The following is a 25,973-nucleotide window of genomic DNA, read 5'->3' on the forward strand; positions in this document are numbered from 1 at the left end:
AAAAGGGACATTGGATGACCGAATTCAGCAAAATCCTCATCGCAAATCGCGGCGAGATCGCCATCCGCGTGATGCGCGCGGCCAATGAGTTGGGCAAACGCACGGTCGCGGTCTATGCCGAGGAGGACAAGCTGAGCCTGCACCGGTTCAAGGCCGACGAGGCCTACAAGATCGGCGAGGGTCTGGGCCCGGTCGCGGCCTATCTGAGCATCGAGGAGATCATTCGCGTGGCGCGCATGGCGGGCGCGGATGCGATCCATCCCGGTTATGGGCTCCTGTCGGAAAACCCCGATTTCGTGGATGCCTGCACCGATGCCGGTATCGCCTTTATCGGCCCGAAGGCCGAAACGATGCGGGCGCTTGGCGACAAGGCCAGCGCGCGCCGCGTGGCCATCGAGGCCGGTGTGCCCGTGATCCCGGCGACGGAGGTTCTGGGCGATGACATGAAAACCATCGCCAGGGAGGCCGAAGAGATCGGCTATCCGCTGATGCTGAAGGCGTCATGGGGCGGCGGCGGGCGCGGCATGCGCCCCATCGCCGGGCCGGAGGAGCTGGAGGAAAAGGTGCGCGAGGGCCGGCGCGAGGCCGAGGCGGCGTTCGGCAACGGTGAGGGCTATCTGGAGAAGATGATCCTGCGCGCGCGCCATGTGGAGGTGCAGATCCTGGGCGACAGCCACGGCGCGATCTATCACCTTTACGAGCGCGATTGCTCGGTCCAGCGGCGCAACCAGAAGGTCGTGGAGCGCGCGCCCGCCCCCTATCTGAGCGAGACTCAGCGCGAGGAGATCTGCGCGCTTGGCAAGCGCATCTGCGAACATGTGAATTACGAGTGCGCGGGCACGGTCGAATTCCTGATGGATATGGAGACCGGCAAATTCTACTTCATCGAGGTCAACCCGCGGGTGCAGGTGGAGCACACGGTGACCGAGGAGGTCACCGGCATCGATATCGTCCGCGCCCAGATCCTGATCGCCGAGGGCAAAAGCCTCGTGGAGGCGACCGGCACCGCCTCCCAATACGATGTGAAGCTGGACGGCCACGCGATCCAGTGCCGGATCACGACCGAGGATCCGACCAACAACTTCATCCCCGATTACGGGCGCATCACCGCCTATCGCGGGGCGACCGGCATGGGCATCCGGCTTGACGGCGGCACCGCCTATTCAGGTGCGGTCATCACCCGCTATTACGACTCGCTTCTGGAAAAGGTGACTGCATGGGCCCCCACGCCCGAGGCCGCCATCGCCCGGATGGACCGCGCGCTCAGGGAGTTCCGCATCCGCGGCGTCAGCACCAATATCGCCTTTGTCGAGAACCTGCTGAAGCACCCGACCTTTCTGAATTATCAATACCACACCAAGTTCATCGACGAGACGCCGGAACTGTTCGACTTCAAGCCGCGTCGGGACAGGGCGACCAAGATCCTGACCTATATCGCCGATATCACCGTGAACGGGCACCCCGAGACCGAAGGCCGCCCCCTGCCCCGCTCCGACATCAAGCAACCCAAGGCGCCCCCGCAAAGGGCCGAGATCGTGCCCGGCACCCGCAACCTTCTCGATGAAAGGGGCCCGCAGGCCGTGGCCGACTGGATGGCCGCGCAGACGCATCTGCTGGTCACCGACACCACCATGCGGGACGGCCACCAGTCCCTGTTGGCGACCCGGATGCGCTCCATCGACATGATCCGTGCGGCGCCCGCCTATGCGGCCAATCTGCCCGGGCTCTTCAGTGTCGAATGCTGGGGCGGAGCGACCTTCGATGTGGCCTACCGCTTCCTGCAGGAATGCCCGTGGCAGCGGCTTCGCGATATCCGCCGCAACATGCCCAACATTATGACGCAGATGCTGCTGCGCGCGTCCAACGGCGTGGGTTATACGAATTATCCCGACAACGTGGTGGAAAGCTTCGTCGCGCAGGCCGCCAAGTCGGGCGTGGACGTCTTCCGCGTCTTCGACAGCCTGAACTGGGTCGAGAATATGCGCGTGGCGATGGATGCGGTGATCGCGGCAGAGAAGGTGTGCGAAGGCACGATCTGCTACACCGGCGACATCCTGAACCCCGATCGCGCGAAATACGACCTGAAGTACTATGTGTCGATGGGCAAGGATCTGAAGGCCGCGGGCGCCCATGTTCTGGGCCTGAAGGACATGGCGGGCTTGCTGAAACCCGCCTCCGCCTCGATCCTCATCCGGGCCCTGAAGGACGAGGTGGGCCTGCCGATCCATTTCCACACCCATGACACGGCAGGCATCGCCTGCGCCACGATCCTTGCCGCCTCCGAAGCGGGGGTGGACGCGGTGGATTGCGCGATGGATGCGCTGTCGGGAAACACCTCGCAGGCGACGCTTGGCACCGTCGTGGAGGCGCTGAAACATACCGATCGCGATACCGGGCTCGACATCGGGTCGGTCCGCGAGATCAGCGATTACTGGGAAAGCGTGCGGGGCCATTACGCCGCCTTCGAAAGCGGCATGCAGGCGCCGGCTTCCGAGGTCTATCTTCATGAAATGCCCGGCGGCCAGTTCACCAATCTCAAGGCGCAGGCGCGCAGCCTCGGGCTGGAGGAGCGCTGGCACGAAGTGGCGCAGATGTATGCGGATGTGAACCGGATGTTCGGCGATATCGTGAAGGTCACGCCCTCCTCCAAGGTGGTGGGCGACATGGCCCTTATGATGGTGAGCCAGGGCCTGACCCGCGCCGACGTGGAGGACCCCGCCAAGGACGTGGCCTTTCCCGACAGCGTGATCGACATGATGCGCGGCAATCTGGGCCAGCCGCCCGGAGGGTTCCCGCCGGGCATCGTGAAAAAGGTGCTGAAGGATGAAAAGCCGGCGCTGGAACGCCCGGGCCGGCACCTCAAACCCGTCGATCTGGAGGCGGAGCGGCAGAAGCTTGCCACGCAACTGGGCGTCGAGATCGATGACGAGGATCTGAACGGATATCTGATGTATCCCAAGGTCTTCACCGACTACATGACGCGCCACGCGGAATACGGGCCGGTCCGCACGATCCCCACCCGCACCTTCTTTTACGGAATGGAACCCGGCGAGGAGATCGAGGCAGAGATAGACCCGGGCGTGACGCTGGTGATCCGCATGCAGGCGGTCGGTGAAACGAACGAGGAAGGCGAGGCCAAGGTTTTCTTCGAGCTGAACGGCCAGCCCCGCACCGTCCGTGTTCCCAACCGCCGTGCGGCGGCCACCACGGCCAAGCGCCCCAAGGCGGAGATGGGCAACCCCTGCCATATCGGCGCGCCGATGCCGGGCGTCGTGGCCTCCGTCGCGGCGACTGCGGGCAAAAAGGTGAAAGAGGGCGATCTGCTTCTGACCATCGAGGCGATGAAGATGGAAACCGGCATCCATGCCGATCGCGATGCGGTGATCAAGGCGGTGCATGTCTCGCCGGGCGGACAGATCGACGCTAAGGATCTGCTTGTGGAATTCGAGGCCTGACCTCCGACCGGAACCGGCCGCCGCATCACCGGATGCAGCGGCCGGCCTTGCGTGCGGTTAGGCGTCGAAGGTGCCGGCCTCTTCCGCGGCGGCCAGTTCATCTTCCGACAGGAAGCCGTCGCCATCCGTATCGGCGGCGGCGAACATCTCTTCGGTGACGTCTTCCATCGCGGCCTGCACCTCTTCGAGGCTGTAGAGGCCATCTCCGTCTGTATCGCTGACCATCGTTTCGGCGAACGCCGGCGCGGCGGTCAGGGCTGCGATCAGGGCAACGGTGGAAACAACGGTTTTCATTTGCTTTCGCTCCTTGGAACGGGGGCCGTATCTGGCCCGAAGTCAGAGGCACCATGCCTCATGCGGCGCATATGGGTTGGGCCCGCACGGGGAAAAGAGGGGGCCGATCCGTTTTTCACCATGGGCCCGGCGCGATGAGCGGAACGGCGCCGAAAGGCCGCAGGACGCTCCTTTGCGCCGGTTCAGGGCGGCCCCGCCATCCCCAAGGATACCCGGCGCCCACGGTGCCCGTTTGGACCGACGGCAAGCGGTTCACGCAATTTTGGTCTTGCACCGCCTTTGCGAAGTTTATAACACGCCTCTCACAGAGAGCGGGCGTAGCTCAGGGGTAGAGCATAACCTTGCCAAGGTTAGGGTCGTGAGTTCGAATCTCATCGCCCGCTCCAATTCGACAAGACTGCATCGAATGCTCAAAAGGCGTCCTTCGGGGCGCCTTTTTGCTGTTTGGGTGCCGGTTTCGCATGCAGTTGTGAAATCGCGCCCGCCCCTGCCCCGCATGATGTGGATCGCCCGTTTCACGGCCCTAGTATCGGGGTATCCGGAACCTCCGTCACCACCTGCCCGCCACGGGCCCAGCCCCGACATTCGGAACGCCGGATCAGAGCCGTTACAGGAATCGCTTGACCATGTTTACGGACTGAACCATTCTGACATTGGTTCGACGCCAATTTCCCTTTGGTTCACATGCAGGTCACCTGAATGCCCGACACCGCGCACAGAATTGACAATGCATCGCTTGCGCGCGCCGAAATCCGGGAGATGATCCGAAAAGGCGAGATCGCCGAGGACGGGAAGCTTCCCACGGAACGCGACCTTTGCGCCCGCTTCGATGTCAGCCGCCGCGCGGTGCGCCGGGCGCTTGATGCGCTTGAGGCCGAGGGGCTGATCTGGCGGCGACAGGGCAAGGGCACCTTCGCCGGCGAACCGCCCGACCCGAACGGGCGGCTGGTCGCCGCCATCGCACCGGACACCGACCCGATGAGCGTGATGGAGGCGCGTCTTGCCATCGAACCCGAACTTGCAGCGCTCTGCGCGCGGCGCGCGACCTCCGAGGATGTGGCGCGGATGCATGATCTGGCGGATCGCACCGGGCGCTCGGCGGATGCCGATGCGGCCGAGCTCTGGGATGGATCCCTGCACCGGCTGATTGCGCGCATCGCGGGCAACCCGATCCTGCATACCGCCTTCGCGCTGATCAACGAGGTGCGGGCAGATCCACGCTGGCGGCAGGAACGCGACACCGCTCGGTCCAAGGACCTGATGGCGGAGTACGACGCGCATCACCACCAGATCATCACCGCGATCAACGCCCGCGACGAAGAGGGCGCCCGCGCCGCGATGCGCGCGCATCTGACCGCGCTGAAGGAGAATCTGGAACTCTCCCGCGAAAGGGGTCCGGAGTGATGCCGTCACCCGCCGATGCCTTGCCGATCCTCGATGTCGACGGCCTGTCGGTGCGGTTGGGCAAGATGGATCAGAACATCGTCGACAACGTGTCCTTCACGCTGGTTCCCGGACAGACGCTCTGTGTCGTGGGCGAAAGCGGCTGCGGGAAAAGCCTGACGGCGCTGGCGCTGATGGGGCTGCTGCAATCCCCGCCGCTGTCGATTTCGGGCGGCACAGCCCGGCTTGACGGAGAGGATCTTCTGTCGATGCAACCCGCGGACTTCCGCGAGATCCGCGGCGGCCGCATGGCGATGATCTTTCAGGAACCGATGACCTCGCTCAATCCCGGGCTGCGGATCGGGGAGCAGATCGCCGAATCCGTGCGGCGGCACAAGGGCGTCTCCCGCGCCGCGGCAAGGGACCGCGCGTTGGAGATGCTGCGCCGGGTGCGCATCCCCGCGCCGGAAAAACGGCTGGACGAATACCCGCATCAGCTTTCGGGCGGCATGCGGCAGCGCGCGATGATCGCCATGGCGCTTGCGAACGACCCCGAACTTCTCATCGCCGACGAGCCGACCACGGCACTCGATGTCACGATCCAGGCCCAGATCCTCGATCTGATGCGCGATCTGCAATCCGAAACCGGCGCCGCGATGATCATGATCACTCACGATCTGGGTGTGGTGGCGGAAATGGCCGACAAGGTGGCGGTGATGTATGGCGGGCACATCGTGGAGGCCGGCAGCGTGGAACGCATCTTCACCGACCCCCAACACCCCTACACGATCGGCCTGATGAGTTCGATGCCCTCGCTCGGGCGGCGGCAGGACCGGCTGGTGACAGTGCCGGGCGTGGTGCCGCAACCCGGCACGATGCCCAAAGGGTGCCGTTTCGCGACCCGCTGTCCGTTTCGCACGGAGGCATGCGAGACCGTGCCGGTGCTGCGCCCCTGCGGCGAGGGGCACGAGGTCGCCTGCATCCATGCGCCGCTTGAAAACCTCGCCGCGCGCGATCTGAGGGAGACCGGGACATGACCGCCATTCTTGCCGCCCGCGACCTGCGCAAGGATTTCGTCACCGCAAGGCCGATTTTCGGCACGCCGACAGTGGTTCGGGCGGTCGACGGTGTGTCGCTCGATATCGAGCAGGGCGAAACCTTCGCCATCGTGGGCGAAAGCGGATGCGGCAAGTCCACCTTGGCGCGGCTGCTGCTTCGCCTGATCGAGCCGACATCCGGCGAGGTCTGGTATGATGGGGAGGATCTGGCCCATATCGACAAGGAGCGGATGCGCGCGTTGCGGCGCGATCTGCAATTCATCTTTCAGGATCCCTTCTCCTCGCTGAACCCGCAAATGACCGTCGGCGCGCTGATCGAGGAGCCGTTGCGCGTCCATGGCACCGGGCCCGCCCGCGTGCGGCGCGAACGGGTGGCCGAACTGTTGACGCGGGTCGGCCTGCGGCCCGCCCATGCGGATCGCTATCCGCATGAATTCTCCGGCGGGCAGCGCCAGCGGATCGGGATTGCCCGGGCGCTGGCCACGGGGCCCACCGTGCTGATCGGGGACGAACCGGTCAGCGCGCTGGACGTTTCGATCCAGGCCCAGGTGGTGAACCTGCTGGAAGACCTGAAGGACGAGTTCGGCCTGACACTTGTGGTGATCGCCCATGACCTTGCCGTGATCCGGCACATGGCCGACAGGGTCGCGGTGATGTATCTGGGTGAGATCGTGGAATGCGCCCCCGCGGACGCGCTTTATACATCTCCGCGCCATCCCTATTCCGAAACGCTTCTGGCCGCGATCCCGGTCGCCAGCTATGGCGCGCGGCGCGCCCACACGCCGGTGGAGGGCGATCCCCCAAATCCGATCTCCCCGCCATCGGGGTGCCGGTTCCACCCGCGCTGTCTCTATGCGACCGAGCTGTGCCGCAGCGCGCGGCCCGAATTGCGGACCCTGCCCGGCGGGCGGCAGGTCGCGTGTCATCACGCCGAGACGCTCACGCTTGAAGGGCTCACCAATGCCGAGGCAGCGCGCAGCCCGGCGGCAACGGAACGCTTTGCGCTTTACGCCCGCGCGATGGCAGGCAGCGCCGCCGCGCCGACCGACAAGAATAACGACCCGTAACCGGGCGCACCCAATCCCACCAGACGGAGGACCAAGAAATGGTAACACCGAAACTCACGGCTTTTGCACTCGCCTTCGGGCTTGCGGCAACGGCGCTTCATGCACAGGATCTGCGGATCGGCCTTCAGGAAGATCCCGATGTGCTCGACCCTGACCAGTCCCGCACATTCGTGGGCCGGATCGTCTATGCCTCGCTGTGCGACAAGCTGGTCGACATCACGCCGGATCTGGAGATCATCCCGCAACTGGCGACGGGCTGGGAATGGTCCGATGACGGGCTGCAACTGACCATGACACTGCGCGAAGGCGCCGTGTTCCATGACGGCACGCCCTTCAATGCCGAGGCGGTGGCCGCGAATATCGACCGCAGCCAGAACCTGCCGGAAAGCCGCCGGAAATCCGAGTTGAGCTCGATCACCGGCGTCGAGGTGGTGGATGACATGACCATCCGCTTCACCCTTGGCGCGCCTGACGCCACGCTTCTGGCGCAGTTCGCCGACCGCGCCGGCATGATGCTGTCGCCGACCGCGTTCGAGGCGGCGGGCACCGATCTGGGGCTGAACCCGGTCTGCTCGGGCCCGTTCAGCTTTGGCGAGCGGATCCAGCAGGACCGCATCGTTCTGAACCGGTTCGCCGATTACTGGAACGCCGATGCGATCAATGTCGACAGCGTCACCTTCCTGCCGATCCCGGATACAACCGTGCGCCTCGCAAACCTGCGAGCGGGCGATCTGGACATGCTGGAACGCCTCGCGGCAACCGATGTGGCATCTGTCAACAACGATGAAGACCTGCAACTGGAACAGGCGGTTTCGCTTGGATATCAGGGCATTACGATCAATGTGAACAATGGGGCCGGCGCGGATAACCCGCTTGGGCAGGATGCCCGGATCCGTCAGGCGCTGTCGCTTGCGATTGATCGCAATGTCATCAACCAGGTCGTGTTCGAAGGTGCGTTCGCGCCGGGCAACCAACCGTTCCCGCCGACCTCGCCCTGGTACAATGATGCCTATCCCGTGCCCGAGCGCGATGTGGAGGCCGCCCGTGCACTTCTGGCGGAAGCCGGATTTGCCGATGGCATCGACATCACCATCCAGGTCACAAACAACCCGGTGCAATTGCAGATGATGCAGGTCGTTCAGTCCATGGCGTCCGAGGCCGGCATCAATCTGGAGCTGCAGGCCAAGGAGTTTGCCACGCTGCTCGCCGATCAGTCGGCCGGCGACTATACCGCCAGCCAGATCGGCTGGTCCGGCCGGGTCGATCCGGATGGCAACATCCATCAGTTCATGACCACCGATGGCGGCATCAACGACTCGGGCTACTCCAACCCGGAGGTGGACCGGCTCCTCAACGAGGCGCGCACATCGACCGACATGGCCGTCCGCCAGGCAAGCTACAACGCCGCGCGGGATATCCTGATCCAGGATCTGCCGATCGTCTATCTCTACCACCCGACATGGATCTGGGCGTTGAGCAACTCGGTCGAAGGGTTCACTCCCTATCCCGACGGGATGATCCGGCTTGAAGGCGTCACCCTGTCCGAATGACGGGCTGATCGAAAACAGGGATGCGCGGGGTCTGACCCGCGCATCCCACCCCTCGCCGCTTGTTCACGCAGGAGAGCCCCATGCTGGCCTTCATCGGACGCCGCATCCTCATCGCGATCCCGACGATCATCCTGATCTCGATATTCGTCTTCACGCTGCAGCACCTGCTGCCCGGCGACCCGATCCTGGTGCTGGCCGGGGAGGAGCGCGACCCCGAAGTGCTGGAATTCCTGCGCGAAAAATACCGTCTGAACGACCCGATCCCGATCCAGTATCTGGCCTGGGTCGGCAGTGCGATGCAAGGCGATCTCGGGATCTCGTTGAGAACGAACCAGCCGGTTCTGGAACTGATCGGTGAAAAGCTTCCCGTCACCCTGCAACTTGCAGTCATGGCGCTGGTCTTCGCACTGGTGATCGGTGTGCCCGCCGGCGTTCTGTCAGCTTACAAGAAGGGCACATGGATCGACTGGGTCGCCAATGTGGTGGCTCTGTCCGGCCTGTCGGTGCCCAATTTCTGGCTGGGGATCATGATGATCCTTCTGGTCTCGGTGAAGCTTGGATGGCTGCCCGCCTCGGGCTACCAGCCGTTCAGCGAAGACCCGCTGCAATCCATACGAACCATGCTCATGCCGGCCTTCGTGCTGGGCACCGCGCTCGCTGCCACCCTGATGCGCCACACAAGATCGGCAATGCTGAGCGTGCTGCAGTCGGACTATATCCGCACCGCGCGCGCCAAGGGTCTGGCCGAGCGCGTGGTGCTGGTGAAACACGCGCTCCGGAACGCGCTGGTGCCCATCGTCACGGTCACCACGCTGATCTTCGGGGAACTTCTGGCAGGCGCCGTCCTGACGGAGCAGATTTTCACCATTCCCGGCTTTGGCAAGCTGGTCGTCGATGCCGTGTTCAACCGCGATTATGCGGTCGTGCAGGGGATCGTGCTGTGCACCGGTGTCGCCTTCATCTTCATGAACATTCTCGCCGACGTGGCCTACCGCGTCCTGAACCCGCGCATGAGGGACAAATGACCGCCGCCACCGAACCCGCAGAAACCGCAACCGCAACGCTGCCAAGAAAGCAGAGCCGTTTCCTGCGCAAGATGCGGGCCAGCCCGGCGGCGCTTCTGGGCGGGGCGATCGTGCTATTCTTCGTCGTCGTGGCCCTGCTGGCCCCGATCCTGCCCATCGTCGATCCGGTTGCGACGGACTGGATGGCCGTCCGTCAGGCGCCCTCCGCCGCCCATCCGTTCGGCACCGACGAGATCGGCCGCGACGTGCTGTCCCGCATGGTCTGGGGCGCGCGGGCTTCGCTGCTCGCCGGTGTCATCTCCGTCGCGATCGCGGTCTGTCTTGGCGTGCCTCTCGGGGTGATGGCGGGCTATTTCGGCGGCTGGACGGATGCGGTCATCAGCCGCGTGACCGAGGCGCTTCTGGCCGCGCCGTTTCTGATCCTGGCCATCGCCCTGGCGGCATTTCTGGGCCCCTCCCTGACAAACGCGATGATCGCCATCGGCCTCTCCGCAATGCCGATCTTCATACGTCTGGCACGGGGCCAGACCATGATGGTGATGACCGAAGACTATGTGGAAAGCGCGCGGGCCGTCGGATTGAAGCCCTTCGCGCTGGTGTCCCGCTATGTCGTGCCCAACATCTTCCCGCCGATCCTCGTGCAGGCCACGCTGACCATCGCCACCGCGATCATCGCCGAGGCATCGCTGTCGTTTCTCGGTCTGGGGCAGCAGCCTCCCGCGCCCTCCTGGGGCTCGATGCTGAATGTGGCGAAGAACTTCCTAGAACAGGCGCCGTGGATGGCGCTTTACCCCGGCGCAGGTATCTTTCTGGTCGTTCTGGGCTTCAATCTCTTTGGCGACGGGCTGCGGGATGCGCTAGACCCGCGCGATCATTAGACCAACGACAATAACAATCGGACGCTCAAGATGACTTTCACGACCCGACCCGAAATCACCGGCACCTTTGGCGTGGCGACCTCGACCCACTGGATCGCGTCGGCCGTGGGCATGAAACTGCTTGAAGAGGGCGGGAATGCCTTCGATGCCGCCGCCGCAATGGGCTTCGTGCTCAATGTGGTGGAGCCGCATCTGAACGGACCGCTCGGGGATATGCCGCTGATGATCCGTCTGGCCGGGGCGGAGCAACCGAAGGTGATCTGCGGTCAGGGCACCGCGCCCTCAGGCGCCACCATCGCGCATTACAAGAGCGAGGGGCTGACGCTCATCCCCGGCTCCGGTCTGCTGGCCACCGTCGTGCCCGGCGCATTCGGCGCATGGATGCTGATGCTGCGCGACCACGGGCGCCTGCCGCTTCGTGCGGTGCTGGAACCCGCCATCCACTATGCGCGCGCGGGCCACCCGGTTCTGCCGCGCGTCGCCCATACCATCGCGGGGCTGGCGGCGTTCTTTGAAGAGGAATGGCCAAGCTCCCATGCCACATGGCTGCCCGGCGGGGCCGCGCCGGAGCCGGGGGCGCTGTTCGCCAATCCCGATCTGGCGGATACCTGGGACCGGCTCCTGACCGAAGCCGAAGCGGTGGACGGCCGCGAGGCCCAGATCGAGGCCGCGCGGCGTGCCTTCTACGAAGGCTTCATCGCCGAGGCCATCGACGATTACCTGTCCGAGGCCTGCGTGATGGATGCAGCGGGCGGGCGGCGCAAAGGTGTGCTGAACGGCCAGGACATGGCCGGATGGTCGGCCAGCTACGAAGACCCGCTTGGCATCGAGTATCATGGCTGGACAGTCTGGAAACCGGGCGCATGGACCCAGGGCCCGACGCTTCTGCAATCGCTGCGGACACTCTCGGGTATGGATATCGCGGGGATGGATCTGAACGGGGCCGACTTCGTCCATGCGGTGACCGAGGCGATGAAACTCAGCTTTGCCGACCGCGAAGCCTATTACGGCGACCCGCTGCACACCGATCTGCCCATCGAAACGCTCCTGTCGGCAGACTACGCCGCCACCCGCCGCGCCCAGATCGGGGCCACGGCCTCCCTTGAGCAGCGCCCGGGCAGGATCGCGGGGTTCGAGGCCTGGGCCGATGCGGCGGTTGCGCGCGCGGGCATGGATCTGGCCCAAGGGCCCGGCGTCGGCGCCGGGGAGCCGACCATGGCCCACCTGACCGAGCGGCGCGGGGATACCGTGCATATCGACGTCATCGACCAATGGGGCAACATGGTTTCGGCCACGCCATCGGGTGGCTGGCTGCAATCCTCGCCCGTGGTGCCGGGGCTAGGCATGCCGCTCAACAGCCGGGCCCAGATGTTCTGGCTGGACGAGGGCCTGCCTACATCGCTTGCACCGGGCCGTCGCCCGCGCACGACGCTTTCCCCCTCGATGGCGGCCCGGACGGACGGATCGCTCGACCTCGCCTTCGGCACGCCCGGCGGCGACCAGCAGGATCAGTGGCAGCTGATCTATTTCCTGCGCCTGGTCCATGGCGGGCTGAACCTTCAGGAAGGCATCGACGCCCCCCTGTTCCATACCGGGCATTTCCAGTCGTCCTTCTACCCCCGCGCCACGCGGCCCGGCCATCTGATGCTGGAGCCTGCCTTCGGCAAGGCCGTGATCGACGCCCTTGGCCGGAAGGGCCACGACATCGAACTGGCCGAACCCTGGACTGTCGGCCGCCTGACCGCCGCCTCGCGCAGCAGGGACGGGCTGCTGAAGGCCGCAGCCACGCCGCGCCTGATGCAGGCCTATGCCGCCGGCCGATAGACAGACACGCAGAAAGAAGACGCCCATGACCTACTCCATTGTCGCCCGCGATGCGGAAACCGGCCAGTACGGCGTGGCCGTGGCCAGCCGCTTCTTCGCCACCGGCGCGCTTGTCCCGCATCTGCGCGGCGGCGAATGCGCCGTCGCCACCCAGGCCTTCGTCAGCCCGATCTGGGGGATCGAAGCCGCGGACCGGCTGGCCGCGGGCGAGAAGTCGGAGGATGTGGTGGCCGATCTGGTGGCCCGTGACGCAGGCCAGGCAAGCCGCCAGATCCACATGATCGACGCGCAGGGGCATGTCGCCGCCCATACGGGTGCGGACTGCGTGGACTGGTGCGGCCATACCGCAGGCCGGGAGGTTTCGGTGGCCGGCAACATGCTGGCCGGACCCTCGGTGATCAGCGAAACGCTCGCGGCCTATGACGCCCACCGGCATCTGCCTCTGGCGGAACGGCTTATGGCCGCGATGGAGGCCGGTGCCGCCGCCGGTGGGGACAAGCGCGGCACCCAGTCGGCGGCACTGGTCATCCATCGGTCCGAGGATTACCCGTGGCTGTCCCTGCGGGCGGACGACCACCCCGATCCGCTGGCCGAACTGCGGCGGCTTTACGATGTGGCCCATGAACGGTTCGTCTACGTGGCCGATGCGATGCCGACCCGCGCCAATTTCTCCGGCACGACGGATCGCCGCGGGATCGACGCCGCGATCACGGCCGCGGACGAGGCGCGCAAGGCCGAGGGCCGGGCCAGCCGCTCCTTCGCGACCGAACTGGATACCTGAAGGACGTGGCCGGCACCCGGCGTAGCGCGCCATGGTTGCAGGCCGGGGCCAAACAGCCGAACCTGCACCCCTGCACTGGCAAGAACCGGAGATGACCCAGATGACCGATACGATCGCCGCCCTGTTCGCGTCGCAGGATGCAGACGCGCCCGCCTTTGGCGCACCGGGCCGCACATGGCTCAGCTATGGCGGACTGCGCGATCTGTCGGCCACGGTCGCCGCTACGCTGCACGCCGCCGGGATCGGTCGGGGCGACCGGGTCGCCATTGTCCTGCCCAACGGTCCCGAAATGGCCGCGGCCTTCGTGACCATCGCGCAGGCCGCTGTGACCGCCCCGCTGAACCCGGCCTATCGCGAAGAGGAATTCGCCTTCTATCTTGAAGATCTCGGGGCGCGCGCGGTGGTCCTCAAGGCGGGAGACAGCGGCCCGGCCTTCGAAGCCGCGCGAAAGATGGGCCTGACGATCCTGTGGCTGGAGGCCGGGGACGACGACGCCGCGGGCCTGTTCACGCTCCGCGCGGACGGATCGGCGGGCCAGACCGATGGCACCCTGCCCGATGGCGGCGACGTGGCGCTGATCCTGCACACATCGGGCACAACCTCACGGCCCAAGATCGTGCCGTTGCTGCACTCGAATGTCGCGGCCTCGGCGCTGCATATCAGGGCCTCGCTCGATCTGACATCCGCGGATCGCTGCCTGAACGTGATGCCGCTTTTTCACATTCACGGGCTGATCGCCGCGGTTTCGGCTTCGCTCGCGGCGGGCGGATCGATCTGGTGCGCGCCCGGCTTCGACGCGATCCGGTTCTTCGGCTGGATGCGCGAGGCGCGTCCAAGCTGGTACACGGCGGTGCCGACGATGCATCAGGCGATCCTCGCGCGCGCGCCGCGCAATGCCGACACCATCGCCGACGTGCCGCTGCGGTTCCTGCGCTCCTCCTCCGCCTCCCTGCCCGGCCCGGTGATGGAGGCCCTGTCAGAGACCTTCTCGGCCCCGGTGATCGAAGGCTACGGCATGACCGAGGCCGCCCATCAGATGGCCTCCAACCCGCTGCCGCCCGGCGTCCAGAAGCCCGGATCGGTCGGTGTGGCGGCGGGGCCGCTGGTCCGCATCGCCGACGAGACCGAAAACAGGCTTGCCGACGGTGTGGGCGAGGTGGTGATTTCGGGCCCCAACGTCACCCCCGGCTACGAGGGGAACCCGGAGGCCAACGCCAAGAATTTCTTCGAGGCCGAAGGGCGGCGCTGGTTCCGCACCGGGGATCAGGGAACCTTCGATCCCGATGGATACCTGACCCTGACCGGGCGGTTGAAGGAAATCATCAACCGTGGTGGCGAAAAGGTCAGCCCGCTGGAGGTGGATGGCGTGCTGAGCGCGCATCCCGCGGTTGCGCAAGTCGTGACCTTTGCCCTGCCGCATCCGAAACTGGGCGAAGACGTCGCGGCGGCCGTGGTGCTGAAGGAGGGAGCCGAGGCGACCGAAGCCGATATCCGCGCCTTCGCGGCGGAGCGGGTGGCGGGCTTCAAGGTGCCGCGCAAGGTGCTGATCCTCGACGAAATTCCGAAAGGCGCGACCGGCAAGCTGCAACGGATCGGGCTGGCCGAAAAACTCGGGCTCGCGGATGGAGCGACCTCATGAAGATCTGCATTTTCGGGGCGGGCGCCATCGGCGGCTATATGGGGGCGAAACTGGCAGAGGCGGGCGCCGATGTCAGCCTTGTGGCGCGGGGGCCGCACCTGGCCGCGATGCAGGCGAACGGGCTGACGCTGATCGAGGACGGGCAGAGCACGACCCTGCCCGTCACCGCCTCCGACGATCCCGAAGAGCTCGGGCCGCAGGATTACGTGATCATCACGCTGAAGGCCCATTCGGTGCCGCCCGTCGTCGGCCGGATGCAGCCGCTGATCGGGCCGGACACCACGGTCGTCTCGGGCGTGAACGGCGTTCCCTGGTGGTATTTTCACAAGATCGGCGGCCCGCTGGAGGGCACACGTCTGCACTCGGTCGATCCGGGCGACGCGCAATGGGAAGGCTTCGGCCCCGACCGGGTTCTGGGCTGTGTCGTCTATCCCGCCGCCGAGGTGGCAGAACCCGGTGTAATCAGGCATGTGGAAGGCAACAGGTTTTCCCTGGGCGAGCCCGACGGCTCGAAATCGGACCGGGCTCAGGCGCTGTCGAAGGCGCTCATGGCGGCCGGGCTCAAGGCGCCGGTGCGCCCGCGCCTGCGCGACGAGATCTGGGTCAAGCTTTGGGGCAACCTGTCCTTCAACCCGATCTCGGCGCTGACCCATGCGACGCTGGACGTGCTGTGCACCGATCCGGGCACCCGCGCGGTTGCAAGGGCCATGATGCTGGAGGCCCAGACGATCGCCGAGAAACTGGGCGTGAAGTTTCCCATCGATGTGGAGCGCCGGATTGACGGCGGCGCGGCGGTGGGCGCGCACAGAACCTCCATGTTGCAGGATCTCGATGCGGGCCGCCCGATGGAGATCGATGCGCTGGTCGGCTCGGTTCAGGAGCTGGGGTGCGTAACCGGCACCGAGACCCCGACAATCGATACGGTTCTGGCCCTGATCCGGCTGCGCGCGAAATCCGCCGGATTGGCCGCCTGACGGACCGCCATCGTCGACAAATGTCGCTGCGAACTGCTGTCTCCGACGCCCACGGACGGCGCCGGCATGTTGAGCAGGTCGGTAAAACGCACGGCAGAGCTGACAAGTTCCGAAGATTGCCCGGAACCGGACCTGCCGGGCTGCGTTGGTATGTCATGTTTTAACTGACGGAGATTTTTAGTGACCGTTCAAAAGACCGAAACGAACAGCAGTGTCGAGCAGGCGGCGGAGGAGGCTTCGGTCGAAGACGCCGCGAAGCTTTCCCCCAAACTGATCTATGAAGTCATCCGCCGCGACGGCGTGGAAGAACTGGAACGCCCGACCCGTTCGTTGATCTGGTCAGGCATCGCCGCGGGGATCATGATCAGCTTTTCGGTTCTGGGCGAGGCGATCTTCCGCACCTATCTGCCGGACAGTCCGCAGAGATATCTGCTTGAAAACCTGGGCTATTCCCTGGGTTTCCTGCTGGTGATTCTGGGCCGGATGCAGCTTTTCACCGAAAACACCATCACGACCGTTCTGCCGTTGATGACGCGCCCCACACCGCGCATGTTCGGGGCCGTCGCGCGGTTGTGGGCTATCGTGCTGTCCGCCAATGTGGTGGGCGCCTTCGCGATTGCGATACTTTATGCCCATACGCCCGCCCTGCCCGCGGAGCTGACGCCCGCGATCATGTCGCTCTCGGAACACGCGGTCGGCATGCCGGCGGTGGACAGCTTCTTCCGGGCCATTCCCGCAGGCATTCTGGTGGCCGCGATTGTCTGGATGATGCCGCAGGCCGAAGAAAGCAGCTTTTTCATAATTCTGGTCTTCACATGGCTGATTGCCGCGGGGGATTTCACCCATATCGTCGCGGGCTCGGTGGAAATGGCCTATCTGATGGTGCAGGGCATGCTGCCTCTGGGCGAGGCGGTGTTCGGATTTTTCCTTCCCGTACTGGCGGGCAATATCGTCGGTGGCACAGCGATATTCGCGCTGATGGCATGGGGGCAGGTGAAGGATGAACTGCATGCCGGAAAATAACTTCGCCCTGCCGTGGAACCAAACCGGCTGACAGGCGTTTGACGGGTGATGAACGCCCCATCTCAAGCGTTCGTATCACCACCGGCGCGGCCTTTTCCGACTGTCCCCTCGTGGCCGCGCCGGTCCAAAACTTCCGATCCCGCGACATGCCGGTGATTAAGCGTTATATATGCAGCACGGACGGGCTCTGTTCTCGGCGCCGGCATTCGGGCCAATCGGGCAGGAGGGATTGACGTGTATCGCAAGCAGCCTCGCACTTTCGCCCCGATCAAACGGGCGTACCACCGCCCTCCGACCGGGGCCGGCCCTGTGCCCATGATCGTGCTTGCGCGCCATGGCACGACCTTTTCGGGTCTGGCGGGGTCATCCCCCGAATGCGGAGCCATGTAGGATGAAGATTGTTCCTCGCCATGGATGGCCTGTCTGGTGGGCGGTGTCGAAGCGTGTTTTCGCCCAGATCGACCGGAAGAACCTCGGCCTGATTTCCGCCGGGGTCGCGTTTTATGGTATTCTGGCCATTTTCCCGGCCATCACAGCGGTCATCGCGATCTGGGGGCTGATCGGGGACCCACGGGCGATCATGCCGCAACTGGAAGCGTTTCGCGCCATCCTGCCCGAGGATGTCTTCACCCTTCTGGGCGACCAGATCTCGGCACTCGCCTCGGCCAGCACCGACAGTCTGGGGCTGGCGACGATCCTGTCCATTCTGCTCGCGCTCTGGTCCACGCGCGCGGGCGTGGCGGCGCTGATGCGCGGCATGAACGCCGTCTATGACGAGCGCAACCGCAGGGGGCTTGCCCATTACGCCTCTGCCTTCGGGCTGACCGTGGCGCTGATCCTCGTTGCTCTGATCTCGATCGCGTCGGTCGTGGTCACGCCCTTCGTCCTTGCAATCCTGCCGCTTGGTACTCTTGCCGCGCTTGCGCTGGAGGTGGTTCGCTGGCTGGTGGCCATCGGGGTGTTGCTGGCGGGAACGGGCCTTGTCTATCGCTACGGGCCGAACCGGCGGGGGGCGCGGCTGCCCTGGATCACGCCGGGCGCCGTGCTGGCCGTGACGATCTGGGCCGCGGCATCGGCCGGGTTTTCGCTCTATCTGTCGAATTTCGGAAACTACAATGAAGTCTACGGGTCGATCGGTGCGGTGATCGCGCTGTTGATATGGCTGTTCATCAGCGGTTTCCTTTTGCTGCTTGGCGCGGCCTTCAATGCCGAACTGGAGCGCCATACCAAGATGGACAGCACGGTCGGCCCGGACCGGCCCATCGGGGAACGGGGCGCCGTCGTCGCCGATACCTATAAGGAAGTCTGATCCCGCCCGATCCGGCATGCCACCCGCAGCGGGCGGATCCGGCATTCACATCAGCGGCCGGACCATGGGCTCCTCCACCGTCATATGCGCGATCTTCGCAAGCTCCTCGATGTCATTCACATAGAGATAGCCGTCGGACCAGTTGGCGAGTTGACGGTCGCGCAATTTGCCGAGGGTCTTGTTGGTGTGAACCAGCGACAGGCCAAGCGCATCGGCCAGATCCTGTTGCCGGTAGGGCAAGGGCATGGTCCGGTTCTGCACCAGTCCCGTCGCCTTCCCCCGCAGCATGATCCGCGTCAGGGACCAGGCCACGGCTTCGGTCGCGCTGCGTTGCCCGACCGAAGCCAGTGCTTCGCCCAGAAAATGTTCCTCCACCGCGGCCAGCCACGTGACGTCGAAGGCGCGTTCGGGATGGGAGCGGAAGAAATTCCAGAACTCCGTTCGGTCGAAAACACAAAGCGTCATCGGAGAGCTTGCGGCAACCGAATGCTGCATCTCCCCCATCACGGCGGCCTGCAAGCCGATGAAATCCCCTGGGAAAACGAAATTGATCACTTGGCGCTGCCCGGTTTCGAGCGTCTTGTAGCGCACGCCCATACCCCGAAGTGCCGTGAAAAGCTGCGGGCTTTTCGAGCCTTCCATCAGCAACGTCGTGCCCGGGTCGATGACCAGTTCACCGACCTTGAAGCGTTGCATGAAGCGCGTGTCCTCGTCCGTGTGGGTGACGAAGAGAGGGCTCTTACGCAGCGGGCAATATTTGCATTTCGTCGCCATAATTCCCGAGATATCTTATGTATGTATGTCACAGTTTAATGCGGCGCGACGGAAATAGTTCCATCAAGTTAACGAGCACCAGACCCAGGAACTGAGACATGTCGCCCGTTTTCGTTGTGATCGAAGCCGATCCGTTCGTTCGACAGGATCTGTCGGAGATTCTGCAAATGTCTGCGGAGGGCGCGCGGATTCTGTGCGCCGAAGCGCTGGAAGACGCCCGCGGGCTCATGGCCGAAATAGCGCAGGTCGATCTGGTTTTCTTCGGAACCCCCGGCGCGCCCGTCGGTGTGGCCGATCTGGTCGAGCAGGTGCGCAATCTGGGCGGCACACCGGTTTTTATCGGTGGCCCCGAGACGCCGAGCGCGACCGAACGGATGGCGCTTTTCCTGTCCTCCCCCTTCACCAACACGTCGGTCGCGGAACTTGTGGCCGAATGGCAGAATTCAGGCCGGATCAAAGGCTGAACGTCCGGCCTGATCGGGCGCGGCCAACGCTCCTGTGATCGCTATGGAACCATTGTCCGGCGCTCACGTTGTCCTTCCATGATTGGTCACACCGTGGCCTGACACTCAAGTTAGGAAGGAAACACCATGCTATATTGGGCAATCTTGTTCTTCGTCGTGGCCGTGGTGGCCGGCGTTCTCGGGTTCGGTGGCATCGCGTCGGCCTCCGCCGGCATCGCCCAAATCCTCTTCTTCATCTTTATCGTGCTGTTCATCGTGGCGCTTGTCATGCGGGCCTTGCGCGGCCGCGCACCCTAAATGCCGCGACATGCATCCCGGGTCGGCGATCCGGGCGGTCTTCCCCATCTGTGTCGCCACCCGGAAACTGCACCCACCATCAAAAACGCGCCCTGCGGATCCTGCAGGGCGCGTTTTTTTTTGCATTCTTCGAGCGATGTCGCCGTTTCAGGCCTTGAGCGTTTCGGTGCTGGAAAAGAACATCGCCTGGCTCACCGCCGATTTCACCTGCCCCTCGGTATAGGGCTTGGCGATCATGAAAGCGGGCTCCGGCCGCTCACCGGTCAGAAGACGTTCGGGATAGGCGGTGATGAAGATCACCGGCACCTCGCCAAATTCGCCCAGAAGGTCATTGACCGCATCGATCCCCGAAGAGTTGTCGGCCAGATGAATGTCGGCCAGGATCAGATCCGGTTTGTCCGACGCGCCAAGGCGAACGGCCTCAGACCGGGTGCGGGCGACACCGGTGATCTGATGGCCCAGATCGCTCACCATGTTTTCAAGATCCATGGCGATCACCGGCTCGTCCTCGATGATCAGGACGCGGCCGGCGATACTGTCGGCCATTTCCGTATGGGCCACGCTCACAAGGTGCTCGGCCTCGGCCTGTTCGACATCCATGATCTTGGCGATATCGCCGAAGTTGAACCCCTCGATCGTGTGCAGCAGCAGCGCCTCGCGGGTGTTTTCGGTCAACCTGTCGAGATGGGCGCGCGCGGCTTTCTCCAACGCCGTCTGCTCGTCGCCGACCGATATCTGCCGGCTGCTCGCCCAGATCGTGTGCAGCGCCTTGAACAGCGCGACCTTGGCGTCCAGCTCGCCAATCAGCGACGGATCTTCCAGGATCGCTTCAAGCGTCGCGGCGGCGTAGTTGTCGCCACTGTCCTGGGAGCCCGTCAGGGCGCGCGCATAACGGCGCAAAAAGGGGAGTTCGGTGCCAATCGCCGTGGCCAGATCGACCGGGGAGGACTCTTGTGTCATCATGACCTTCCAGTTTTTTTGACTTTCTGTGGAACCTAACGCCGATCTCCACGTTTGGTTCCCACAAAGGTGCGCACTTCTGAAAACCCTACAGGCTACTTATGTCAAGCAAACAACCAGACCCAAAGACACGGCAGCAAATCGACGAGAACCTGAAACGCGTTTTCGAACATCAGCTTCAGGAAGAACTGCCGGACAGGTTCAAGGATCTTCTCTCGCAACTCAAGGCGCAGGACGCGGCCAAAGGTCAAGGTTCCAAAAAATGAGCCAATCGGATCCCAGAGATGAGCTGGTGGATCATCTGCCGGCTCTGCGGGCGTTCGCCATAAACCTGACGCGCAACAGCAGCACGGCGGACGATATGGTGCAGGACACCGTGGTGAAGGCTTGGAGCAATATCGAGAAGTTTCAGCCCGGCACCAACATGCGCGCCTGGCTTTTCACGATCCTGCGCAACACCTATTATTCGAACCGTCGCAAGGCCAAGCGGGAAGTGCCGGACGTTGACGGCGCCTTTACCGAAGGGCTGGCGGAAAAGCCCGCCCATGACGGGCACCTGCACCTGACCGATTTCCGCAAAGCCTTCATCCAGTTGCCGGACGAACAGCGCGAAACGTTGATCCTTGTCGGCGCGTCCGGGTTTTCATACGAAGAAGCCGCAGACATGTGCGGCGTGGCCGTGGGCACGATCAAGAGCCGGGCCAACCGGGGCCGCAAACGTCTGGCGGAACTGATGCATCTGGATGAGGACGAGGCCATGGAACTGACCGACAAAGCCACTGTCGCTGTTGTCACGGCGAGCGGGCCAGCCGCGTTCTGATGTCCGAGACGGAGCGTGCCCGGCGACCTGTTTCCGGCAGGCTGCGGTTTCGTGTGGCGGCGCTTCTGGCGCTGGCGCTGCTGCCGATCGGCATCCTGGGCGTCGTGCAGACCCGAAGTCTGGCCATCGAGGCGCAGACCAGTTCCGAACTGAGCCTTCTTGCGCTGACGGAACGCGCGACATTCGGCGAGCGTCAGGTGCTGGAACGTGCCGTGGGTACCGCCGAGGCGCTGACACCCTTTCTGGAGTTGATCCGCGACGATCCCGAAGCCTGCAGCAACTACCTGGACGATTACGTGGGCCTGTCCCCGCGCTATTCCTTTGTGGGTTTCGTGCCGATCTCGGGTCTGGTGACATGCTCCTCCGCCAATCGCACGGTGGATTTTTCGGGCGACCCGCTTTTCCAGACGCGGATGAGCGCGCCGAGGCTCTATATCGATCTGATCGAAGCGCCCGCCGTCAGCGCGAGTTCGGTCATCAATGTGATGTTTCCCACCTATGAGGGAACGGATTTCGTGGGCTTCATGTCGATCTCGTTCTCGACCGAGGCGCTGGCCGCCCGCGGCGACCGGGTGGCCGACATGCGGCCCGACAGTGTCGTGACGTTCAACGCCGAGGGCGTCATCCTGTCGACCGAAGCCAGCGCTGAGGGGGATCCGATTTCCCTGCCGCGATCGGTGACACTGGAAGACCTCGTGACCCGGCCCGACGAGACATTCATCGATCTCAGCCAGAGCGGCGAAGAAAGGATCTTCGCCATCGTGCCCGTCGTTCCCGGCGTGGTCTATGCGCTGGCGGGCTGGCCGCGCGAGGCGTTCCGTCTGGGGGGTGGCATGCTGCCGCTGCCAACCGCTGCCTTCCCGCTGATGATGTGGGTCGCCAGCCTCTTCGTGGCCTATATCGCGGTGGACCGGCTTGTGGGGCGGTATGTTCGTGGCCTCAGCGATCAGATGCGAACCTTCGCACGCGACCGGCGGATACCGAAAACGGCCGTCTCTTCGGGCGCTGCGCAGGAATTGCAGGATCTGGAAACCTCGTTCGTGCAGATGGCCTTCGCGCTTCTCGATGACGAAGCGCAGATGGAAGACGCGCTGCGCGAAAAGAACGTTCTGCTGAAAGAGGTCCATCACCGGGTCAAGAACAACCTGCAGATGATCTCGTCGATCATGAACATGAACATGCGCACGGCGGAGCATCCGGAAACGCGGGCCGTCCTGCGACAGTTGCAGGATCGGATCCTGGGCTTGTCGACGGTGCACCGCAACCTCTACATGGCCGAAGACCTTGGCCGCACGAATGCCGGCGAATTGATCAAAGAGCTGTTGAACCAGGTATTTGCCGTCGGCGCCGCGCCCGGCAGCAACCTGGATATCGAAATGGATTTCGACGACGTCATCCTGTTTCCCGATCAGGCGGTGCCGCTGTCGATGCTGGCGACGGAACTCGGCACCAACGCGTTGAAACATGCCGGCGCCGCCGAGGGCGCGCGCCCGTGGATACGGGTAAGCCTGAAACAGCCCGAGCCCGGAAAGGCAATTTTCGTGTTCCGCAACTCCATCGGGGCCGAGGCGGTGACCAAGGATGCGGAAAGTTCGGGGCTTGGCCTGCGCCTGGTGCGCGCCTTTGCCAGCCAATTGGGTGCGGTCGTTGAAACCAGCGACACAAACAACGAATATAAAGTGGTAACGAGTTTCGATCTCGAAGATTTCGACCCGGAACCAAGAGAAGGCTGACCGCCTGTGCCGGAGAACCATTCAGGCACCGCGCCGCACCTGATGATCACGGCGGCGGAAGCGTATCCGGTTCTGGAGCGCTGTTTTCTCGGCGCAAGGGAGTCGATCTCGGCGGGGTTCAGGGTTTTCGATCCGGCAACGCGCCTTCACTCCAGGGAGGCCTTGTCGGTCGGGTCGACATGGGCCGATCTTGTCGCCCACACCCTTGCCCGTGGCATTCGCTTTCGCCTGATCCTGTCGGATTTCGATCCGGTCGTGCGCCCTGCCCTGCATCGCGCAACCTGGCGCTCCGCCCATCAATTGCGCAAGGCGGCCATACGCGCGGGCCGCCCCGAGTTGTTGGAGGTCATCCCGTCGATGCATGCCTCACGTCTCGGGGTCGTGCCGCGCCTGTTCTTCTGGCCGAAGATTCTGGGCGAGATCCGCGAAGAGCTGGACCGGCTGAATGCCGGCACCCGCGAGGAGGCCGAAGCCGATCTGGCCCTGATGCCGGGTCTTGTCCCCCATATCCGCGGGACGCATCCCGATCTGAAGGTTCGACGCTGGCCGATCCCGCCGCTGGTGCCGGCCACCCATCACCAGAAAATCGCCGTTTTCGACGATGACACGCTCTTCATCGGCGGGCTCGATCTGGACGACCGCCGTTTCGACACGCCCGAGCACGATCAGCCCGGCCCGGAAACCTGGGCGGATATGCAGATCCTTCTGCACGGACCGGTTGCGCATGCGGCCAGACGGCATCTTGACGAACTTCGCGATGTGGTGGCCGGAAAGAAACCTCCGTCGCATCAGCCCCGCTTGCTCCGCACGCTGTCGACGCGGCACGAACGGCAGGCCTTCCGGATGTCGCCCAAGACCGTGCTGTCGGAAATCGAAACGGCGCATCTGGAACAGATCGCGCGCGCGAGGACGCTGATCTATCTTGAAACGCAGTTTTTGCGCAGCCGTCCCATCGCGCAGGCTCTGGCAAGGCGGGCGCGTGAGACCCCCGATCTTCAATTGCTGCTTGTGCTGCCTGCGGCCCCCGAAGAAGTGGCGTTCGAAGGCGCAAGAAAGGGCGACTCGCGCTATGGCGAGTATCTGCAGGCGAAATGCGTCGAAATGGTGGGAAACGCGTTCGGGCCGCGCGCCTTCGTGATGGCCCCGGGCCAGCCGCGCGAAACCGCCGAAGCGGGCCGCGCCTCCGTTGCGGGCGCGCCGCTCATCTATCTGCATTCCAAGGTCTCGGTCTTCGATGAAACGACGGCCATCATCTCTTCGGCCAACCTGAACGGGCGCAGCATGCGTTGGGATACGGAAGTCGGCGTCCTGCTGGAGGATCCGGCGACCGTTCGGGAGCTGCGCATCCGGTGCCTGCAGCACTGGCTGCCCGATCAGGCCGAGGACAGATACCTGGACCCCGCGACGCTTGTGGGCGCATTCCGGGAGCTTGCCCAAAGGAATGCGAACACCCCGCCCGAGGACCGGACCGGTTTCGTGCTGCCCTACCCCTTGGCGCCCGCCAAACGGTTTGGCCGCAACTTGCCCGGTGTGCCCGAGGAAGTCGTCTGAGCGGCGCGGCTGCGCTTGAACAACACCATCCCCCAGACCAGGAGCGGGATGGCGATGACCCCGCCGACCGGCCCCCAGAGCCACAGCCAGCACACCAGCGACAGAAACACCATGAGCGGGTTCACCGACATCTGCCGCCCGACAAGCGCGGGTGTCACGAACTGGCCTTCGGTCATGTTCATCAGCAGATAGACCGCGGCGGGCGCAAAGCTCATCGGCCCGTCGAAGGCCACCAGACCGCCCAGAAGCAGCGCCAGCGCAAAGACCGCGGGGCCAAGATAGAGGATGAAATTCATCAGGAACGCAACGAAGCCCCAAAGCGGCGCATAGGGCATACCCAGAAGCAGCAACACGCCGGTGACCAGAAGGCCGAAACAGCCGTTGATCACCGAGATCGTCAGGAAGTACCGGGACACCTCGCGCTCGGCCTCAAGCATGTCGGCCGTGCTCAGGGGGACATCGCGGCTGGAACTGATCCAGTCATAGACCTCACGGCGGGCCAGCAGGAAGAAATAGAGCGTGCCCACGAAAATCATCACCGCTGCGGCAAATCCGGGCGCGAGGAACAGCGCATCGGTGATGCTGGGCAGCGCGATCTCGTCTTCCCCGCCATTGCCGCTCTCGGGCACGGCCTGCGGCGTGTCGCTCAACGCTGTCGCCACCTCGGCTGTGACCTGATCGAGACCGCGCAGGGCGTAACGGACATTACTGACGATCTCGCGCAGCTCTTCCCAGATGATCGGGGCCCGGCGGATCGCGTTGCTGAGAACGGGCTCCAGCAGGACAAACAACGTCAGCAGGAAAAGGATCGACGCGAACAGCGCGAAGAAAGCGCTGAGCGCGCGGGGCGCGCCCAACCGGTCGATGCGCCGGGTGACCGGCGACAGAACCACACCCATCACGAGGGCAAGCAGAATGGGTGCAAGGATGGCTGATGCCAGTTTCAGCGCAGCCACAACTGCAAAAGCTGCCAGAAACCAGACCGGCAGAGAGGCGACGCGCGAACGGCTCATGATATGTCCTTTTCTTTGCCTAACGCGATCCGAAGCGGATTAGTTCCCGGCAGAGAGGAACAAGTTTACCCGATCCAGCGTTATCCTGACACTACATCGCA

At 64.2% G+C, this 25,973-nt stretch carries 23 protein-coding genes and 1 tRNA gene; 20 read left to right on the top strand and 4 right to left on the bottom strand.

Annotated elements, in window-relative coordinates:
* Positions 1-14: 14 nt before the first annotated feature.
* Complete coding sequence (locus ACQ651_RS09675) at positions 15-3,455, top strand: pyruvate carboxylase (protein ID WP_430449146.1); 3,441 nt, start codon at positions 15-17, stop codon at positions 3,453-3,455.
* Positions 3,456-3,512: 57 nt separating this feature from the next.
* On the opposite strand, the gene ACQ651_RS09680 is transcribed toward ACQ651_RS09675, so the two are convergent.
* Positions 3,513-3,749, bottom strand: a complete 237-nt coding sequence (locus ACQ651_RS09680) for a hypothetical protein (RefSeq protein ID WP_430449147.1) — start codon at positions 3,747-3,749, stop codon at positions 3,513-3,515.
* 311 nt (positions 3,750-4,060) lie between these two features.
* Here ACQ651_RS09680 and ACQ651_RS09685 point away from each other — a divergent pair.
* The 13 genes from ACQ651_RS09685 to ACQ651_RS09745 all read left to right on the top strand — a co-directional run bounded on the left by ACQ651_RS09685 (position 4,061) and on the right by ACQ651_RS09745 (position 18,260).
* A tRNA-Gly gene (locus ACQ651_RS09685) sits at positions 4,061-4,135 on the top strand.
* 313 nt (positions 4,136-4,448) lie between these two features.
* Positions 4,449-5,153 carry a FadR/GntR family transcriptional regulator gene (locus ACQ651_RS09690; protein WP_121897033.1) on the top strand — a complete coding sequence of 235 codons (705 nt, stop codon included), beginning with the start codon at positions 4,449-4,451 and terminating at the stop codon, positions 5,151-5,153.
* Positions 5,153-6,169, top strand: coding sequence for an ABC transporter ATP-binding protein (locus tag ACQ651_RS09695; RefSeq protein WP_227284705.1), 1,017 nt, complete (start codon positions 5,153-5,155; stop codon positions 6,167-6,169). The genes ACQ651_RS09690 and ACQ651_RS09695 overlap by 1 nt, the downstream gene beginning before the upstream one ends.
* Entirely contained in the window at positions 6,166-7,257 is a 1,092-nt protein-coding gene (locus ACQ651_RS09700; protein ID WP_227284706.1) for an ABC transporter ATP-binding protein, read from the top strand. Before ACQ651_RS09695 ends, ACQ651_RS09700 begins: the two co-directional genes overlap by 4 nt.
* 38 nt (positions 7,258-7,295) lie before the next feature.
* Positions 7,296-8,807, top strand: a complete 1,512-nt coding sequence (locus ACQ651_RS09705; protein ID WP_375551929.1) for an ABC transporter substrate-binding protein — start codon at positions 7,296-7,298, stop codon at positions 8,805-8,807.
* A gap of 80 nt (positions 8,808-8,887) precedes the next feature.
* Entirely contained in the window at positions 8,888-9,832 is a 945-nt protein-coding gene (locus ACQ651_RS09710) for an ABC transporter permease (protein WP_430449148.1), read from the top strand.
* Positions 9,829-10,710, top strand: coding sequence for an ABC transporter permease (locus tag ACQ651_RS09715; RefSeq protein WP_227284710.1), 882 nt, complete (start codon positions 9,829-9,831; stop codon positions 10,708-10,710). Before ACQ651_RS09710 ends, ACQ651_RS09715 begins: the two co-directional genes overlap by 4 nt.
* Positions 10,711-10,740: 30 nt before the next feature.
* Entirely contained in the window at positions 10,741-12,534 is a 1,794-nt protein-coding gene (locus ACQ651_RS09720; RefSeq protein WP_430449149.1) for a gamma-glutamyltransferase family protein, read from the top strand.
* Between the two features lie 25 nt (positions 12,535-12,559).
* Entirely contained in the window at positions 12,560-13,315 is a 756-nt protein-coding gene (locus tag ACQ651_RS09725) for a DUF1028 domain-containing protein (protein WP_430449150.1), read from the top strand.
* 100 nt (positions 13,316-13,415) lie between these two features.
* Complete coding sequence (locus ACQ651_RS09730) at positions 13,416-14,954, top strand: acyl--CoA ligase (RefSeq protein ID WP_430450321.1); 1,539 nt, start codon at positions 13,416-13,418, stop codon at positions 14,952-14,954.
* Positions 14,951-15,928, top strand: coding sequence for a 2-dehydropantoate 2-reductase (locus ACQ651_RS09735; RefSeq protein ID WP_430449151.1), 978 nt, complete (start codon positions 14,951-14,953; stop codon positions 15,926-15,928). Before ACQ651_RS09730 ends, ACQ651_RS09735 begins: the two co-directional genes overlap by 4 nt.
* Positions 15,929-16,108: 180 nt before the next feature.
* Complete coding sequence (locus ACQ651_RS09740) at positions 16,109-16,951, top strand: formate/nitrite transporter family protein (RefSeq protein WP_227284717.1); 843 nt, start codon at positions 16,109-16,111, stop codon at positions 16,949-16,951.
* A gap of 391 nt (positions 16,952-17,342) precedes the next feature.
* Positions 17,343-18,260 carry a YihY/virulence factor BrkB family protein gene (locus ACQ651_RS09745; RefSeq protein ID WP_227284719.1) on the top strand — a complete coding sequence of 306 codons (918 nt, stop codon included), beginning with the start codon at positions 17,343-17,345 and terminating at the stop codon, positions 18,258-18,260.
* 45 nt (positions 18,261-18,305) lie between these two features.
* Here the strand turns inward: ACQ651_RS09745 and ACQ651_RS09750 are convergent, their stop codons facing one another.
* Positions 18,306-19,034 carry a Crp/Fnr family transcriptional regulator gene (locus ACQ651_RS09750; protein WP_227284721.1) on the bottom strand — a complete coding sequence of 243 codons (729 nt, stop codon included), beginning with the start codon at positions 19,032-19,034 and terminating at the stop codon, positions 18,306-18,308.
* A 98-nt stretch (positions 19,035-19,132) separates the two neighbouring features.
* On the opposite strand from ACQ651_RS09750, the gene ACQ651_RS09755 reads away from it, so the two are divergent.
* Together ACQ651_RS09755 and ACQ651_RS09760 are read left to right on the top strand one after the other, a co-directional pair.
* The gene (locus ACQ651_RS09755; protein ID WP_430449152.1) at positions 19,133-19,498 is read left to right on the top strand and encodes a hypothetical protein; all 366 of its coding nucleotides are present in this window, start codon (positions 19,133-19,135) and stop codon (positions 19,496-19,498) included.
* A gap of 126 nt (positions 19,499-19,624) precedes the next feature.
* A complete protein-coding gene (locus ACQ651_RS09760; protein ID WP_121897020.1) occupies positions 19,625-19,795 on the top strand; it encodes a DUF1328 domain-containing protein in 171 nt (56 codons plus the stop codon).
* Between the two features lie 147 nt (positions 19,796-19,942).
* On the opposite strand, the gene ACQ651_RS09765 is transcribed toward ACQ651_RS09760, so the two are convergent.
* Positions 19,943-20,755: a response regulator gene (locus tag ACQ651_RS09765; protein ID WP_227285196.1), complete on the bottom strand. Its 813-nt coding sequence runs from the start codon at positions 20,753-20,755 to the stop codon at positions 19,943-19,945.
* A 101-nt stretch (positions 20,756-20,856) separates the two neighbouring features.
* Here ACQ651_RS09765 and ACQ651_RS09770 point away from each other — a divergent pair, with 101 nt between their 5' ends.
* The 4 genes from ACQ651_RS09770 to ACQ651_RS09785 are packed head-to-tail and all read left to right on the top strand — an operon-like array spanning position 20,857 to position 24,859.
* Positions 20,857-21,021 (top strand): NepR family anti-sigma factor, encoded by a 165-nt coding sequence (locus ACQ651_RS09770; RefSeq protein ID WP_158598932.1) that lies wholly within the window; start codon positions 20,857-20,859, stop codon positions 21,019-21,021.
* Positions 21,018-21,575 carry an RNA polymerase sigma factor gene (locus ACQ651_RS09775; protein ID WP_430449153.1) on the top strand — a complete coding sequence of 186 codons (558 nt, stop codon included), beginning with the start codon at positions 21,018-21,020 and terminating at the stop codon, positions 21,573-21,575. Before ACQ651_RS09770 ends, ACQ651_RS09775 begins: the two co-directional genes overlap by 4 nt.
* Positions 21,575-23,308 carry a sensor histidine kinase gene (locus ACQ651_RS09780; protein WP_430449154.1) on the top strand — a complete coding sequence of 578 codons (1,734 nt, stop codon included), beginning with the start codon at positions 21,575-21,577 and terminating at the stop codon, positions 23,306-23,308. Before ACQ651_RS09775 ends, ACQ651_RS09780 begins: the two co-directional genes overlap by 1 nt.
* Positions 23,309-23,314: 6 nt before the next feature.
* Positions 23,315-24,859, top strand: a complete 1,545-nt coding sequence (locus tag ACQ651_RS09785) for a phospholipase D-like domain-containing protein (RefSeq protein ID WP_430449155.1) — start codon at positions 23,315-23,317, stop codon at positions 24,857-24,859.
* Here ACQ651_RS09785 and ACQ651_RS09790 read toward each other — a convergent pair.
* Positions 24,793-25,872: an AI-2E family transporter gene (locus ACQ651_RS09790; protein ID WP_375551923.1), complete on the bottom strand. Its 1,080-nt coding sequence runs from the start codon at positions 25,870-25,872 to the stop codon at positions 24,793-24,795. The two genes, ACQ651_RS09785 and ACQ651_RS09790, sit on opposite strands and share 67 nt — an antisense overlap.
* Between the last annotated feature and the right edge of the window lie 101 nt (positions 25,873-25,973).

The organism is Rhodophyticola sp. (assembly GCF_965284195.1).
Taxonomy (GTDB): domain Bacteria; phylum Pseudomonadota; class Alphaproteobacteria; order Rhodobacterales; family Rhodobacteraceae; genus Rhodophyticola.